The sequence below is a fragment of the Secundilactobacillus similis DSM 23365 = JCM 2765 genome (assembly GCF_001311075.1).
GTDB classification, from domain to species: Bacteria; Bacillota; Bacilli; order Lactobacillales; family Lactobacillaceae; genus Secundilactobacillus; species Secundilactobacillus similis.
Window position 1 is genome coordinate 1 of the sequence record NZ_BBAD01000076.1, and the last position, 15,628, is coordinate 15,628.

Annotated in this window: 12 protein-coding genes and 1 pseudogene; 3 read left to right on the forward strand and 10 right to left on the reverse strand. The window is 48.5% G+C overall.

The window, feature by feature from the left end:
* Window positions 1-136: 136 nt before the first annotated feature.
* The 7 genes from JCM2765_RS17245 to JCM2765_RS16820 form a co-directional block, all read right to left on the reverse strand.
* Window positions 137-274, reverse strand: coding sequence for a hypothetical protein (locus tag JCM2765_RS17245; protein WP_156301804.1), 138 nt, complete (start codon window positions 272-274; stop codon window positions 137-139).
* Window positions 275-298: 24 nt separating this feature from the next.
* Window positions 299-802, reverse strand: a complete 504-nt coding sequence (locus JCM2765_RS13345) for a hypothetical protein (protein WP_054737158.1) — start codon at window positions 800-802, stop codon at window positions 299-301.
* Between the two features lie 11 nt (window positions 803-813).
* Window positions 814-1,722, reverse strand: a complete 909-nt coding sequence (locus tag JCM2765_RS13350) for a GH25 family lysozyme (protein ID WP_054737159.1) — start codon at window positions 1,720-1,722, stop codon at window positions 814-816.
* Window positions 1,723-1,733: 11 nt separating this feature from the next.
* Entirely contained in the window at window positions 1,734-2,468 is a 735-nt protein-coding gene (locus JCM2765_RS13355; protein ID WP_225352104.1) for a C40 family peptidase, read from the reverse strand.
* 664 nt (window positions 2,469-3,132) lie between these two features.
* On the reverse strand, window positions 3,133-4,551 hold the full coding sequence (gene arcD, locus JCM2765_RS13360; RefSeq protein WP_054737160.1) for an arginine-ornithine antiporter: 1,419 nt from the start codon (window positions 4,549-4,551) through the stop codon (window positions 3,133-3,135).
* A 371-nt stretch (window positions 4,552-4,922) separates the two neighbouring features.
* Window positions 4,923-5,822 carry an N-acetylmuramoyl-L-alanine amidase gene (locus JCM2765_RS13365; protein ID WP_054737161.1) on the reverse strand — a complete coding sequence of 300 codons (900 nt, stop codon included), beginning with the start codon at window positions 5,820-5,822 and terminating at the stop codon, window positions 4,923-4,925.
* A gap of 54 nt (window positions 5,823-5,876) precedes the next feature.
* Window positions 5,877-7,388 carry a C39 family peptidase gene (locus JCM2765_RS16820; protein WP_202813647.1) on the reverse strand — a complete coding sequence of 504 codons (1,512 nt, stop codon included), beginning with the start codon at window positions 7,386-7,388 and terminating at the stop codon, window positions 5,877-5,879.
* Window positions 7,389-8,531: 1,143 nt separating this feature from the next.
* On the opposite strand from JCM2765_RS16820, the gene JCM2765_RS13375 reads away from it, so the two are divergent.
* Window positions 8,532-9,350, forward strand: a complete 819-nt coding sequence (locus JCM2765_RS13375) for a 2-keto-4-pentenoate hydratase (RefSeq protein ID WP_054737162.1) — start codon at window positions 8,532-8,534, stop codon at window positions 9,348-9,350.
* Window positions 9,351-9,758: 408 nt separating this feature from the next.
* Here the strand turns inward: JCM2765_RS13375 and JCM2765_RS13380 are convergent.
* Both JCM2765_RS13380 and JCM2765_RS13385 read right to left on the reverse strand, forming a co-directional pair.
* Window positions 9,759-10,924 (reverse strand): annotated as a pseudogene (locus tag JCM2765_RS13380) (pyridoxal phosphate-dependent aminotransferase).
* Between the two features lie 136 nt (window positions 10,925-11,060).
* Complete coding sequence (locus JCM2765_RS13385; RefSeq protein ID WP_225352105.1) at window positions 11,061-12,218, reverse strand: M20 metallopeptidase family protein; 1,158 nt, start codon at window positions 12,216-12,218, stop codon at window positions 11,061-11,063.
* 223 nt (window positions 12,219-12,441) lie between these two features.
* Between JCM2765_RS13385 and JCM2765_RS13390 the strand changes: the two genes are divergently transcribed.
* On the forward strand, window positions 12,442-13,692 hold the full coding sequence (locus tag JCM2765_RS13390; protein ID WP_054737163.1) for a M20/M25/M40 family metallo-hydrolase: 1,251 nt from the start codon (window positions 12,442-12,444) through the stop codon (window positions 13,690-13,692).
* A gap of 51 nt (window positions 13,693-13,743) precedes the next feature.
* Here the strand turns inward: JCM2765_RS13390 and JCM2765_RS13395 are convergent, their stop codons facing one another.
* A complete protein-coding gene (locus tag JCM2765_RS13395) occupies window positions 13,744-14,106 on the reverse strand; it encodes an iron-sulfur cluster biosynthesis family protein (protein ID WP_054737164.1) in 363 nt (120 codons plus the stop codon).
* A gap of 170 nt (window positions 14,107-14,276) precedes the next feature.
* Here JCM2765_RS13395 and JCM2765_RS13400 point away from each other — a divergent pair, with 170 nt between their 5' ends.
* Window positions 14,277-15,116: a prephenate dehydratase gene (locus tag JCM2765_RS13400; protein WP_054737165.1), complete on the forward strand. Its 840-nt coding sequence runs from the start codon at window positions 14,277-14,279 to the stop codon at window positions 15,114-15,116.
* The last annotated feature ends 512 nt before the right edge of the window (window positions 15,117-15,628 follow it).

Here is a 15,628-nt window from a genome sequence, read left to right on the forward strand (position 1 = left end):
CTGTGCCCACAATATCACCCATGATTAACGCGCTAACGAGGTCAAAATTCACAAGCAGCGAACACTGTCGCTGGACACAAGCGTAAGCAAAAAGGAACTCACCGCAAACGATGAGTTCCTTTTTAGTGAATAATCGTTAATCAGCAACAGCCGATTTGGCAATCTGATACACCGTCCCAGCCTGTTGACCAGTAACAGTTGCGACTTGTTTCTTATTCTGTTGATTTTGCCAACTAATTTGATTAGCTGGGGTAGCTTGCGTTGTCGAATACACGGTAACGGCACCCTTTGCCACTGATTAGGTCGTAATATCGTTTTGTTTCAGTTGCTTGTTCACCTGTGACGCCAACGTGGTAGGTTCGGTATGTAACAATTGGGTCGTATCCGTCACTGCTGTCACGGACCAGTTACCTTTTTGCCAGGTCACATAGACGTGCCCCATGACCCCCTGTTCTTTAGCAGTCGTGCCGTCGGTTAGTTTGACCGTCTCACCGCTGTGATCTTGGGTGGCAACCTGCTTCGCTGCTTTCGACTGAGTGGCAGTTGTTTTTTGTTGATAAGTTGCCGTGGTGGCTGATTGCCCAGCCGTTTGATAGGTAACTTTCGCATTGCTTGAAGTCCCAGAAACTTGATCCACTGCCGCAGTTTGGGTGCTTGTCTTCACTTGATTGGGCACTGACAATTGAGCGGTCGTTGGGGTTGCATCACCGTGAATTTTCGTGAGCGGACTATTCACTAACACTGTCGCAACTAATCCCGTTGCCAATAACCCACCAAGTAACCATAATCGTTTCTTATTCATTTTCTTCACCTCTACTCAACCGTCATTGCGTTCTTATTGACGTAACCGACCCACTTGCCGTTTTGATACAACGAATAGTACGTTGATCTATTGAAGTGGTTATAGTAGTATTTCGCCGTATACGTTGTCCCGGTCTTCGTGGTGCCGTTGGTCTTGGTCCAAGCCAGGCTGCGCCAAATGGTGTAACCCGCCTTCTTGACCGTTACCGTTTTGTTGAAACTGATGGCTCTCGATGACAGGAACCAGCTCTTGTTTTTACCGTGTTTCTTGCTGGCATCCACGTTCTGGTTCAGCGCTGAGGCGTAGTAACTATCGGTGTACTGCCATAACACGTGCGCCACCGTTGGTTCAGCGGATTGATAGGCCGCTAACCAGTACCCATCGTACTTGGTCATTGCGGTTGCGGCGTACTCGTTGGCGAAGCTTTGATAGGAATAGAATAGGATTCGTTTATGCGGTGCTTTGGATCGTAATTCGCTGTACCACGCTGCCGTTGCGCTATTCGTCGTCCCGCTTGAAACAGTTTGGTCCTCGTAATCGTTGACGTAAAAGTCAGCGTTAGGGGCCCGCGTATACAAATCCTTAGCTTCGATTTTGGCATCGGACGTACTTGAATATTGGCTAAAGGAGTACACGCCGTATTCCAGTCCATATTTTTCACACAAAGCCACATTGGCGGCGAAGTCCTTGTCCTTGTAGTCGCTGCCGTACTGCACTCGCAGAATCACGAACGGCACGGTTTTTTTCAAATTTTGAACTTCGGTTGCCGTTAACGCGCCCTGCCATTCTGATAAATCTGGAATCGACGTACCCATCGTTGCTGCGTGGGCGGTTTGATTCAACGCGCCAACACCAGCCATTAGCGTCACCGCTGCCAGGAGACAACGGACACCAAATTTTACAACTTGTTGGTTAAACATCGCTGCACCTCCTAAGATAACGACATTGGTCGTGCATAACCCACTAAGTGCCACCACGGTGCCGAAATTGCTTCCGTGATCACGCCATAGTTTTGCGCATCGATCATCTTGCCGTCACCCACGTAGATGCCCACGTGAGAAATGCTTGAGGTACTGCCACCGAAGAAGGCTAAATCCCCCTGTTTGAGGTTACTGCTGCTAACGTGCGCGTAAGTGTTATATTGCGCTTGCGCGGTTCGTGGCAGGGTCTTGTCGGCGGCATTTTTATAAACATACGTCGTTAGGCCGGAACAATCAAACGCACTGGGACCGTTCCCACCATAGCTGTATGGTTTGCCCAGTTCCTTCTTGGCCATTCCCACAACGGTTGCGGTTGTCGCACCCGCCTTGAGGTACCCGTGCAAGATCCAGCCGTGAACCGTGTTGCCCACGTTGGAAATGTAGTAGTACAGGTAATTGGCCCCGTTTTTCTTCAGGGTCATCTTCTTGGTTGCTTCCCAAGTAGTGCTAGGATAATTAGCTAAATAGTGACTTTTCGCACCAAATGTGACGGTACTGCCACTCGTGTCCAAATTATAGGTCCAGCCAGTAGCCGCCTTCCGAACGTAAGTCGTTGGCGTCATGCTACTTTGACTGACAATCGTGGCCGTTGTCGCCGCATGCGCGGAAACCCCGAACCCAACGACAAATAACCCTAAACTAAGGACCATTAACAAACCCGTTTTCAGTTGTTGCCAGTGATGCACATCAAACACTCCCTTGTGCTTTTCACCCCACTTATCAGCAAGTTCTTACTGAAGGCAATTTAACTTCCCCTACTTAACAGTTTCCACATTACGCTCAAAATATAACGACAACGTTACGCCGGACTTGCATCCTGATTAACATTCAGTTGCGCGACATCTTTTTGCAATGTGGTTGTAATTTATAGTTCGTTGAAATGGTGCTACACCGGCGTTTTAGGTGGAATTAACTTAACAATTAATTATCTGTTTGGGCGATTTTTTGTGTTCAACGTAAATGTTGGGTTTGATTTGAGTGACGGCTGTTTATCGTCGCTTCGCCGCCAAAGCCGCACTGAAAAGCGCCCGTTCAGGCTACAAAATTCGGCGTCACTTAAGCTGTTGTTTTCAGGGTTCCTGAAGTTACAGAAGCTTGTCAACCACGCGCTTTCTGGCCACCACGCCGAATGGCCAGATAGGCTTCCAGACTTCATCGGGTCGTGCTGCGCGAGACTGAGAGCTGCATGTAATGGTACTTCGATAAAACCGCCAAGCCCGGGCGCTTTCACCGAAGTGCCATTACACTACGCTCTCAACCCGTCTCGCTCCGCACACTTACGCCGGACACAAACGACAACAGAAAAACGCGTTCACCGAATTACAGTGAACGCGTTCGATAAAGCATTATTTAGATTGACAACCGTCCCATCAACAGCAACGTTACAGTCAAAACGGCACCGCTACAAATCAGAATCGTAGCCGACCACTCCAACTTAGTGAGGAAGCGGCCAACGTCACGTTTCCGGGTCATCATGTAAAGAATAATTCCCGGTACGTAAACAATGAGACAGATGAACAGGTACTGCAATCCGGCTAAGCTGATGCCAACGAGTTGGAAGGTCAGTGCTGCCAAGCCAATCAATAGCTGTAGCCGATTACCACGTTCGTGACGATGCTGCCACGAGTATTTGATCTGGTACGCGGCAACGATGATGTAACACACCACGATGGAGGCAGTACATAAACTGTAGGCAAATTCATAAGCCCGTTCCGCGAATATCAACATGATCATGAATCCTTGAACCATGCAGGCGGTCGTCATTAACGCCAACGTTGGCGCTCCGTGACGGTTGGTTTTCGCAAATCGTTTCGGTAACAAACCCTGTTTCGCCATCAAACTCATGGTTTCCGCCGGTAGCATCGTCCAAGAAAGCCAGGCGCCAACAACTGAAATGAACAGGCCGATACTAATGAAGGCACCGCCCCACGGACCAACCATTTGTTCAAAAATGTAGACCATGGCGGGCTGCTTTAGCCCAGCTAACTGCGTCCGGGTCATGTAACCATAGGGTAAAATCGAAGCTAAGATGTAAATGACCAACAGACAGCTCACACCAACGATTGTTGCCGTTCCTGCCGTCCGCCGACTCTTCGCCCGGGATGACAGCACCGTTGCGCCTTCGATCCCAACAAACACCCACATCATGACCATCAGGGAGTTCTTGATTTGATGCCCCACAACACTGGCCGACATTGGCCCGGTCATGTTGCCCCAGAACTGAGCAGTAAAGATGTGACCGTCAAAAACAATTGCGGCGACGATGATGAAGGTAAAAATCGGAATCAGTTTACAGATCGTAATGATCGCATTGACCATCGCCGCACTTTCCACGCCACGGTTAACGAGGAACGTCAGTGACCACGCGAATAAACTGGCAACGGCCACCGTAAAGGGACTATTGGTGTTATGAAGTACCGGAAAGAAGTACCCCAGCGCGCTCATACAGACCGTTGAAAAGGCCACGTTGCCTAACCAGGCTGACATCCAGTACCCCCAGCCACTGATAAAGCCAACGAAGGGACCAAACCCAGCCCGCCCATATGAAAAAATACCTTCCAAATCAGAGCGTTTATTCAATAAATTATTAAAACAGGCCGCCAACATCAAGATTCCGAAACCAACGATCAGCCAGGAGAGGATCGCGGCACCGGGAGAAGCAGCCGTGGCAAGGTCGCTACTTAGGGCAAAAATGCCGGAACCGATTGCGGTGGTGATCACTAAGGCGGTCAATGAGAGACCGTTGATTTTTTTAGTCTGGGTTGCCATAACGTTTCCCTCCTTTTAAGGGTGCTGAATATGTGTCATTGGTTAACGGATCGTTTTCGAGACTATCGGCAACTCGGCGTCAATTTATGCAACTTATTCTTTATTTATACTTTAAGTGTAACCAAATAATATTAACAGAATATGGGAAAAATGTGAATTTTTTTGTAAAATTTCGTGAATAGTCTTGGCGAAGCAACTTTCAGCCTCGGTATTAGGCTTAACTACTTATATCAAAAGGTTTATGTCAAGAATACTGCTTAAAATTTACCGTTCATCCGTAATGAATATATGCATTTTATGTATATTAATGATTTTCCGTACAAAAAAAGATTCATTCTCCATCTTGGAAAATGAATCTTGTCATTCAATCATTATGCGCGAACGTAAGCTAGACGGTGGTTGAACCAAATCTGGTTAAATTGGGTTACCGTTGGCTGAGCTTGAAACCGGCCCGCAACCTCACTGGTTTGCAACCCTGTTAACCGTTGGCCAATGACGTACTGTTCACCCGCCGCAACCGTTGTTAGCGGTTCAGCATCTGGTTGCGTGGTGCCATAAATCTCAGTCATTTCAGCATCGGTTTGCCAAATATCGGCCGGGACCTGCGTTAACACCTGATTAGCCGGATTTTTCACCCAACCGATTTGGCCACCGTACCAAATTGCCGTCCAGCCATCCTGTTGGGCCGCGCAGACAAACTGCTGCCCAAAACTAACCTGATGCTGCCAAGCCGGCTGATCTGTTGGTACAATCAACGCGCTATCAGTTGTTGGTGACACATAGACCGAGGTCACATTCGCAACGACTTCAACGGCAGCCCCAACTTGCGGTTCTCGAATCCGTGGTGTTGCGATGCCCAGCAAGTCGAATAAGCGTTGCCAATCAAACAACTTACCTGGATCCCGGTGCATCGCAAGCTGATCAGCAGATGTTCGTCCCGGCACGTTGTCGTGGCCAATGATGTGCGCACGATCAAGCGGAATCGCGTATTTTCGTGACCACGTTAAAATCAATTCCGCCAGCGACCGCAACATCGGTGCCGTAAACGATGACGCATCGTGTTCAAAGGCTTCCTGTTCAATGCCCAGCGACCGAACGTTCATGTCCCAGTTACCGGCGTGCCAAGCAATGTTCTTAGGCGCCACCATCTCCGTTACTAAACCATCCGACCCACGCAACACCGCGTGCGCGCTAACCTGATGAGCCGTCTGAAACCGCGTCACCGTCTCCGGATACGATAATTCAGTGGCGTGGATCACGATGTAGTGCAACGCCGTGTCATTCGGACGATCAGCAACCGTATAGTTACCAACTAATGCGGGTACCTATTCCGGATCATGACTGGTTACCAGCGGAATGGTTCCGACAAGGGTTGGTTGCGCAAGCCGCGCGATGTAGACGGTAACTTCCGTTGCGGCTGGATTGGCAGCCTTAATGGCATCAACGTCAATTGCCAACCGGCCTTCGTCATCGACATCCGCATACTCAAACTGTTGCTGAGCAGTGGTTGCCACCGGATCACCACCGTCAGTCGTGACCGCCACCGTCGTTGACGCCAAAGTAAACGGCTTCGACTGGGTGATCATTTCTTTAGTAATTGGTAATCGTTGTTCATGCAGGTTAACTGAAAAATACCGGTGCGTCGCATCTGGTGCTAGATCAACCGTTACCCGACTTGGTTGAGCCAACCGGTCGTAACCATCATAGTTAGCGCCCACAAAGTAGGCCACTCGTGAATGCCAAGCCTCACTGAATTGATCCAGTCGGTAAAAACGCTTAGCCTCATCATCATGATCAGCATAAGAATCGTTAACCGCCACCATATCAACGCCATTCAGTTTGGTAAATCCGGTTACTAGTAGTAAATGACCATAAGTGTCCCCTGGTGCCTGTTTAACGTAAGGGAGTTTCCCGTTATTTGGATCATTGGTATATTGAACACTGACCCCCACCGGAAAACCCTTCGCAATTTCGCGACGAAGACCATCCAGATTGGTGAACGCGGTATACGCCCGGTAGCCCAAACTACCAGCCATGGCAGTACTAAACGACCAATTACCAAACCCATCATAAGTCGTATCGTAGTTCCGCAGTGCCGCTTCTTCTGGTAAAATATCAGCATTTTGCCGGTTGACTGCCATCGAAATCGTGGTTGGACTGCAGATACCAGGCGCCAACTTAGGATCGCGAATTTCTTGAGAATAAGCCGGCGCTGAAATTACCCGGTCAACTTCAACCGTTTGATCATCCACCATCAGATCCGTTTTAACGGGCTTCATACTAGCTGCCAACAATTTTAAGACCGGCGTCTGCCGCTGGTCATTTGACCGAAGTCGGATACTTAACTGGGCCCGTGTTGCCACACCGGTCTTCACCGTCAAGGTATCCGTATCGATGCCAGCTAAACTATCCTCAACATCGTTGGCAACACTGCCGCTCAACTGATTCGTTGACCAACGGCCCCAACTGTGCCACTTGGACCAGTGGCCAGAAACGTTGACCCGAGCGGAAACTTCAACTTCGGTTCCAACGGGAGTTAACGCATTCCACGAAACGACTAGGTCTTTAAAGGCGGGTAACTCAAACTCTGGTGTGGTTAGCCGACCTTCCAACACGTATTTTTCGTCTGGTTGGGCTAAAACTAGCGCCTTGGGATCAGCTGCCGCAACACTGAGTTGGTCACCAAATTCATCTAAATCAACTGCTGAAAAATCATCAAAAACACGGGTATTATTCCGACGAGCTGGCGCTTCAACGGTGCGTTGTTTGTAGTACAGTGCGGCAACACCAGCTGCTAACCCCACTGCGGTTCCTAACAGAAATTTTGAAAGTTTCACGAGCGATTCCTCACTTTATTATTGTTAGTTCGTTTAGCCCAAAGTATACCATTGGAAGAGGTTGAGAGCGAGGAAAAACGCGGTTAGGTCCCAGAAGATAAGGTCATGGTAACGTGGATGCCGTTTTTTGGTGTCTACGTTACCATACCCTTATCTGGCGGGACCTGCGTTTTTCCTCGCGACTCAGCGAAGCTTGGAACCTATTGGCGTTTAGGCTAGATAACAGTCTCGAAACTGAATAAAATCGACATCTACTTGTGAGTTAAGAAGTTCAATTCAATCCTTATCAAGCAAATCACCTTTTCTTAATTTTCAATTCAACATTCCCTCCCGCTTAACCGTTAACCTCACCCTGAACGTTGAAAAAAATAATCTCAAAAAATTTTACTTCTCAAAAACCCCGCCACATCAACCACATCCCCAGTAAAAGTTCTCATTTTCTCATTTTTTTGCCATTAACCTGTTGACACCTCCCCCAGCTGGGTGTAAATTGATACCAATCATTAAATTCAGATGAAAAGCGTTGACGAGAAACATCAACTTCGTTTCGGATCAAGAGAGTTGCCGGCTGGTGGAAGGCAATGACGAGCGTAGACGATGATCATCTCCGAGCTGTGTGTCAAACCGGCCATGCCGAAGTAGAACACATTGGGTGCACCCATTATCGTGCCAAGCGTATCGCAGTAATGCCGTACGTGAGAGGTAATTTCAGCAATGAAGTTATAAACTAAGGTGGTACCACGTGAAAGCGTCCTTATTCGCAAGCAGTTGCGAGTACGGGCGCTTTTTCGTTTCCTGAATTTAAATTAATCAGACATTAAAGGTGGTGAGGACGATTGGAAGTTGGCATTATGGCGTCAGATGATTCAAGCGACATTCAGATTTCTCAGATTCAACACATATTAGTTTCAACACATAGCGTCAATGAAGTGCAATTTCTCGTTGAACCCACCAACAATTGGCGGGACACATATTAGCAACATCACATAGCACCAACACTTATTGCGTCAACAGATGATTTCTCACATAGCATCACATATCGGCGGTCATGATACCGTCACACATAGTAATAACACATATTGATTCAGCACATAGTTTTAATTGAATATCACATATTACACATATTATTTGGAGGTCTCGCCCATGAGTGAACAATTATTAAGCAACCAAACTTTATCAGAAACCGAAACTAAGTTAGCCGACGCGTTATTTAACGCCTACACCACCCACAAGCCATTGAAGGAAGAAGATTTCAAAGGCGTTGTCAGTGACGAAGCCGCTTCATACCGTGTTCAACGCCGTTTGACCGAACTTAAGAACGAAGAAGTCGGTGGCTACAAAGTTTCACTAACCAGCAAGCAAACCCAAGACATGTTTGATTCCGACTGTCCCCTTTACGGTGCGCAATTGAAGAGTCACTTCGTTAAATCAGCGCACACCGTTGAGGCCAACGATGTCATGGAACCACTTGCCGAAGTTGAAATGATGTTTACCGCCAAGGAAGATCTCAAGAGCACCGATTCCTTAGACGACCTCTTCCACAAGACCCAAGTTGCTGCCGCAGTCGAAGTCCCAGATTCACGTTTCAGTGACTGGTTCCCAAGTTTATCAAAATACATGGTCATGTCTGACGCAGCCGTTGGTGGTTACGTGGTCTACGGTGAAGAAATGGATACCGACAAACTCTTCAACGCTCCTGACGACCTCGCCGACGTTCACTGCGAACTCTTCCATGACGGTAAGAAGCTTAAGGACGGTGCTTCATCCGAAGTTCTCGGCAACCCACTGAACTCGCTTCAATGGCTCGTCAAGAAACTCGAAGACCAAGGCATGCCACTCAAGGCTGGTCAACGCGTTTCTAGCGGAACCTTCTTGTTACCAGAATCCTTGACTAAGGGTGACTGGAAAGCCACCTTCGACAAAGGCATGGGTGCCGTCTTCCTACATGTTAACCGGAAATAATCCTTTGTTCTCAGTTTAATCACATTTAAAAACGGACTGCCAATTTGGCGGTCCGTTTTTTGTCGTATAAGGAATCTGAGTTTTTGACTTACACTTGTGTCCAGCGCATTTTGAGATGTTCTGCGATAGTGCCGAATTGCGCAATATGAGATTCCGGTCAGCGACTAGGTGGAAGCTGTGTCGCGATAATTGGTGGTTGTTGACGAACTTCCAACAACCGCCAATTATCGGGGACAAATTGAAGACTCGCACGTTTTTTGGCGTGGCTTCAATTTGAGGACTGAGACCGCTCTTTGGCTCGGGCCGGCCCCACAGCTGGAACCTAGTCGCTGACCGGGATCGTCAGTTCACACAAATCACATTTCACAAACTCACATCAATGATGCTTATGCTGGACACAAACGTAACCTAAAACAAATTCAACTTTGCAATCCGCTCACAAGCCTCCGTAAAGCGTGGTTCGTCAATCAGCAACCCCACGCGGACGTACCTTCACCCGCTGCGCCGAAACCAGTCCCAGGCGCTACAACGACTGCGGCTTTATCGAGCAATAGATCCGCAAAGCTTTCGGCAGTGTAACCAGCGGGAACTGGCATCCAAGCGTAGAAGGAACCACCGGATGGGTATGGTTCCCAGCCAATTTTGCGAGCGGCGGCATAGAACTGGTCTCGACGCCGTTGATACAGTGCCACCAGCGACTTAACGCTGGATTGATCACTGTTCAAAGCCGCAACCGCTGCGTCTTGAATTGCCGGGAAGACGCTCACGAATAAGTGGTCTTGAATCAAGTTAATGGCTTCAATCATGTCGGCATTCCCCGCCGCAAACCCGATTCGCCAACCAGCCATGTTGAAGGATTTGGATAAAGTGTACATTTCGATACCGACGTTCTTGGCCCCTGGGGTCTGGAGGAAGCTGACTGGGCGTTGCCGTCAAACCCTAAAGCACCATAGGCAAAGTCTTGGACCACGCCAATGTGGTGATCCTGCGCAAACTTCACTGTCTCAGCGTAGAAGTCCGGGGTTGCAACGGCGCCGGTTGGGTTGTTCGGATAGTTGAGGTACATCAACTTCGCCTGCTCAACTACTTGCGGATCTAAGTCCGCGTATTTTGGCAAATACTGATTAGCTGCCTTTAACGTCATCAGTTCCAAATTGACCTGTGCTAACGCAACGCCAGACATGTAATCAGGATAGCAGGATCCGGCAACAACATCGTGTCTCCCGGGTTTAGCAACGCAAATGGCAGTTCAACCAAACCAATCTTAGAACCACCCAGAATGGCGATTTCGGTTTCTGGATCCAACGTCACGCCGTATTCGCGTTGGTAAAAATCAGCGGCGGCCTGTTTTAAATTCGGCATCCCGCGAAATTGAGAGTATTTGTGCGTTGCTGGGTTAGCCGTTGCTTCTTGCATGGCTTTCACGATAAAGTCCGGCGTTGGTTGATCTGGGTTTCCCTGACCCAAGTTAATCACATCCGCACCAGAGCCGCTTTGGCGTTGGCCTTCGCAACTAAGCTGGCAAAAAACTGTTTTGGTAAATGCTGTAGAACGTTCGATTCTGGAAATTTCAATTGAATTCCTCCCATTAAATATGTAGTCTCTGACCGATTTCGACCAAAAAAGGTGCCAGAACAGCGCCCTGGTCACCCTTTTCTGTCATTAAAATCCTGTCAGATCAGTTCTGTTTCTTTTATATTATAGACCCGATTAGCGCTCAACTTCACGTTTCAGAAGTGCTTTGGCGACAGTTTCGTGAAGTTTAGCCGCGTATTTTAAGCCCGCCGGATCCGCAATGAAGTCTGAATGGTGCAACGTTGCGTTCCCCTTGCTGCCCATGAAGGCGTAGCATCCCGGAACGTGCTCTTCGAAACTAGCGAAGTCGTCATCCGCGTTCGTTGGCTTAGCGGGTGCGACCGTCATAAACTGCTTCGCTTGTTGGCTCACCAATTCGGTAACTTCAGCATCGTTGTTGACTGGCGCTGGCCCTTGATCCCATTCAATGTCCGCCGTTTGACCGTAAGCTAAGGCCGTTTGGCTCACTAACTCGTTAAACCGCTGCTTAGCCAGTGCCCGGCTTTCACTCGAGAAACAGCGAATCGTACCACGGAAGAAGCAGTCATCCGGAATCACGTTATTCGCATGGCCTCCGGTGATCTGCCCCACGGTCAACACGACCCGTTCAGCTGGGTCAATATTGCGACTGACAATCGTTTGGAGCATCAAAACAATTGCCGAAGTCGCCACCAATGGATCACGGCCAGTGTGCGGCATTGCGGCATGCGATCCCCGTCCCTTAATCGTCACTTGGAAATTATCGTTAGACGCCATCAACTTACCAACTTTGACCCCTACCGTTCCAACCGGAATCTGGGGCATATTATGCATCCCAAAAATGGCCTTCACATCTTGGAGCACACCGACCTTGATCATCGCCTTCGCACCCGTATGTCGTTCTTCGCCGGGCTCAAATAATAAGCGAACTTTGCCCGGAAGCTGATCATGTTCTGCCTGTAGCATCGCTGCTGCTCCCAATAAGGCAGTCGTGTGAAAATCATGTCCGCAAGAATGGGCAACGCCGTCAATTTGGGATTTGTATGGCAAATCCGTTTCTTCCTGTAATGGTAACGCGTCAATGTCCGCCCGCAAGGCCACCGTTGGCCCCTGTGCGTCACCGACGATTTCGGCGACAACACCCGTATTTAACCCATAATCTTGAACGGTAATATGTAGATCTGCAAGAACTGACTTGATTTGCTGGGTCGTCCAGTGTTCTTCGTCAGCTAACTCTGGATGTTGATGCAGTTTTCTAAAAAGCGCCTGCATCTGCGCTTCGACGTCCGTTGGAACCAATGTCTGCTCTGCCAAAATGAATCACCCTTTTTATTAGTTTCGCTCCTGCAACCCGTTAGTTGCGGTTGTTGCGAATAAATACTATAATAACGATTAAATATTCTAATCTTTTTCTAATATTTTACTCATTTAAATTTGATTGTCAACTCGGAGACCCGTGATCATGACCTGTTTTCCGATTTTTATCGCTACGGGACGCGCTTAACGCCGCGAATTTTAATAAAGGAACGTGATTGTTTTGCTTGATGCACAGCAGTTAGACTTACTGACACAGTTGATTCAACTTGATACGGTAGGTGGTCATGAAGACCGCACCGCTACCTTTTTAGACGACTACCTCACCCAGCACCATATTCGCCACCAATTGTTAGCAGTTGAACCCGGCCGTCACAACGTGGTTGCTGAGATTGGCCCAACCGAAGGACCCGTTTTTGCGTTAGAAGGCCACCAAGACGTTGTCGCTTTAGGTGACCAAAATAAGTGGCATCATGACCCGCTTGGCGCTGAAATCATCGATCAGCGCATGTACGGTCGCGGTACCAGTGATATGAAGGCTGGCCTCACCGCTGAAATTTTAACGATGATCACCTTAGCTAATGATCCTGATTTTCACGGTCGCGTCCGCTTACTGGCGACCGTGGGTGAAGAGTCTAGTAGCACGAATCATATGCAGGGAGCGCAGTATTTTGCCCAACACGGCTACGTTGATGACGTGACCGCTTTAGTTACTGCTGAACCCAGCAGCGTTCCGGTCGACTGGCTCAAACAAACGCCGCCTGCTAATCCGTTACGCTTTTCTGAGGAACAGATTCAAGCGCTGCTTCCCCAAAACCATGCGGCTGAGCAATTTGTCCTCAACTTTGCGCACAAGGGTTCCCTTACTTACGCCGTCCAAGCGAAGGGCAAGGCGGCGCACAGCTCAACACCAGAGCTGGGACTCAACGCCATTGACGCGCTCATGACCTACTATCAACAACAAACCGCCTACTTCCAAACCCTCACCGCCGCTAACCCGGTACTGGGTCGAACGATTCCGGTCGTCACCAAGTTCACGGGGGGCCAACAGTTAAACTCCGTGCCATCCCAAGCTGAACTATTCATGAAGGTGCGCACGGTCCCAGAAGTCCCAAACGAAGACATTCTCGCCCACTTAAACGACTTGATTCAGGCGCAAAATGCCTTAGGTGGCTGTCAGTTGACCTTGAACCTCTTGGGCGACAAACTCCCCGTGGCAAGCGACCCTAACGATAAATTGATCCAAATTCTTCGTGAAGTTGGTGAACATCACCTCCAGCAGCACCTGCCCATCGGTGGGTCGGCTGCTGGGACTGACGCTTCGGAATTGATTCGAGCTAACCCCCAAATGGCTGTAACTGTCTTCGGTCCCGGCAACATGACTGCCCACCAGATTGACGAATATGTTGAGTTACCCATTTACGAACAATTTATTGCGATTTTTGAGGAAACGATTCGGCGGTATTTTAAGTAATTAAAAAGACGCTAAGGAGCTCCAACCAGAGTTCCTTAGCGTCTTTCTGACTTATTCCGCCACAACTTGTGGATGATCCAGTACGGCAACGTTACTATCTACGGTGCCAGTCGCCGTCGTCAGTGCGATGAGGCCAAACTTGTTCAGGCTTAACTTCGGTACTTCATCGACAAAGTTTGCCGCGTAGCCCTTGATCCAAATTTTACCCAAAGGACTATCTAATGTCGTATCGTATACCGAATCCAGCGTGTCGTCAGCAACAATCAACAGCCGAAAACTAACGTCTAACGAGCAGACCCCCACTTTGGAATACCGACCAACGCCGTCATCAAAGTCTAAAATTAAGTGGTCACCAGGGTTCATGTGTTGCTTTAACCGTTCTTGCACGGCTGGTTCGATCATAATGGTTGTCATACTAATCATCCTCTCTTGTTCTTACTTATTATTAGTTTCCCACACTTCGACCAAGTCGGGTAGTATTTTGCTTGTGCACAACTTAATAACTGGCCCATTCCCCATATTGACACCGTTCTCATTAGCACCCATAATCGACTTAACAACTCTCTCGAAAAGGAAGCGGTCCAATGAAATTCTCCGTTCTCGGCCCAGCCGGTACCTTTGCCGATGCTGCTGCCAAAGCCTATCTCAAACAACATCCCATTGATAACATTGAAATTGATTACCACGCCACCTTTGATCAAGTGTACCAAGCTGTTACCCCAGATGGCATCGGCTTACTGCCCTTGGAAAATCAACTCGATGGTTTCGTGTTAGCCACGCTTCAACGCCTTCAAACCTCTGATATTGATGAAATTGGCGAAGTTACCGTTCCCGTTAACTTTGGCTTAGCCGCAAAGGCAGATCAGTTAAGCGACATCAAACGAATTTACGTGCAGTTTAAAACGGAAGGTCAGTGCCAGAAATTACTGAACAGTCTACCCGATGTCCAAATTATCACCACGTCCAGCAACATGGTTTCCGTTGAAAAATTGCAGGCGGGCGAGCCCGGTGATGCGGCCATCATTCCACAATCCCAAATGGCTGTGCAAGACTTCCCGTTAATGCAGGACAACGTGGCAGATCAAACCGATAACGCCACGCGATTCATTATTTTCAAGAAACAACCGACTTCCTTGATTGAACCAACTGCGCCAATGGACCCATCAGCCACCTTCAAATTTCCGATGTTCGTCACCCCACCTACTGAAGAAGTTGGGGTCTTACAACAAATTTTGTCACAGTTGGCGGCGACTCATTTAAACTTAGTAACCATTATGTCCCTACCAACTCGGCAGCAAATCGGGATCTACGCCTTTTACATTGAAATTTCGGGCACCTTTGCTCAACAGCACATTCTCTTTAAAACGCTGGACTTGATGTCGGAGCTTTATACGATCCATCCGCTTGGATTTTATCGAGTTTAGGTGACTGTCGCTTGTGTCCAGCGTAAGCATTCTGCTGTTCAGTTTGTGAAATGCGGTGATTTGTTTAAGCTGCCGATTCCGGTAGTCGGCTAGGTTCCTGCTGTGGGGCCGGCTTGAGCCAAAGGGCGGTCTCAAGCCTCGAATTGAAGACTCGCAAAACCCGTACGAGTCTTCAATTCGTCCCCGATAATTGGCGGTTGTTGGAAGTTCGTCAACAACCACCAATTATCGCGACACAGCATCCACCTAGCCGCCCACCGAAATCTCACATTGACGTAATTCGGTACTATCGTAGAACATCTCAAAGTGCTTTTGACGGCAATGTAGCATATCTGGTTAGCATAACGATGTTCAACTGATACGTTTTCACATCACACAATCGTTGTTCCATTGCGGTTACTGAACATTGACCACAAGTGCGTCTGCAGTTGTCGAGTTATCGTCCAGCGTTGTCATCACACAGTTTCGTCAGCTTCAGAATGTGATAGTCAGAGATTCTGGTTGCCAACAGT

Bases quoted from the DNA above. Each gene is read 5' to 3' on its own strand.
- JCM2765_RS13345 (WP_054737158.1), bottom strand. From the start codon at position 802: ATGAATAAGAAACGATTATGGTTACTTGGTGGGTTATTGGCAACGGGA.
- arcD (WP_054737160.1), bottom strand. From the start codon at position 4,551: ATGGCAACCCAGACTAAAAAAATCAACGGTCTCTCATTGACCGCCTTA.
- JCM2765_RS13350 (WP_054737159.1), bottom strand. From the start codon at position 1,722: ATGTTTAACCAACAAGTTGTAAAATTTGGTGTCCGTTGTCTCCTGGCA.
- JCM2765_RS13400 (WP_054737165.1), top strand. From the start codon at position 14,277: ATGAAATTCTCCGTTCTCGGCCCAGCCGGTACCTTTGCCGATGCTGCT.
- JCM2765_RS13375 (WP_054737162.1), top strand. From the start codon at position 8,532: ATGAGTGAACAATTATTAAGCAACCAAACTTTATCAGAAACCGAAACT.
- JCM2765_RS13395 (WP_054737164.1), bottom strand. From the start codon at position 14,106: ATGACAACCATTATGATCGAACCAGCCGTGCAAGAACGGTTAAAGCAA.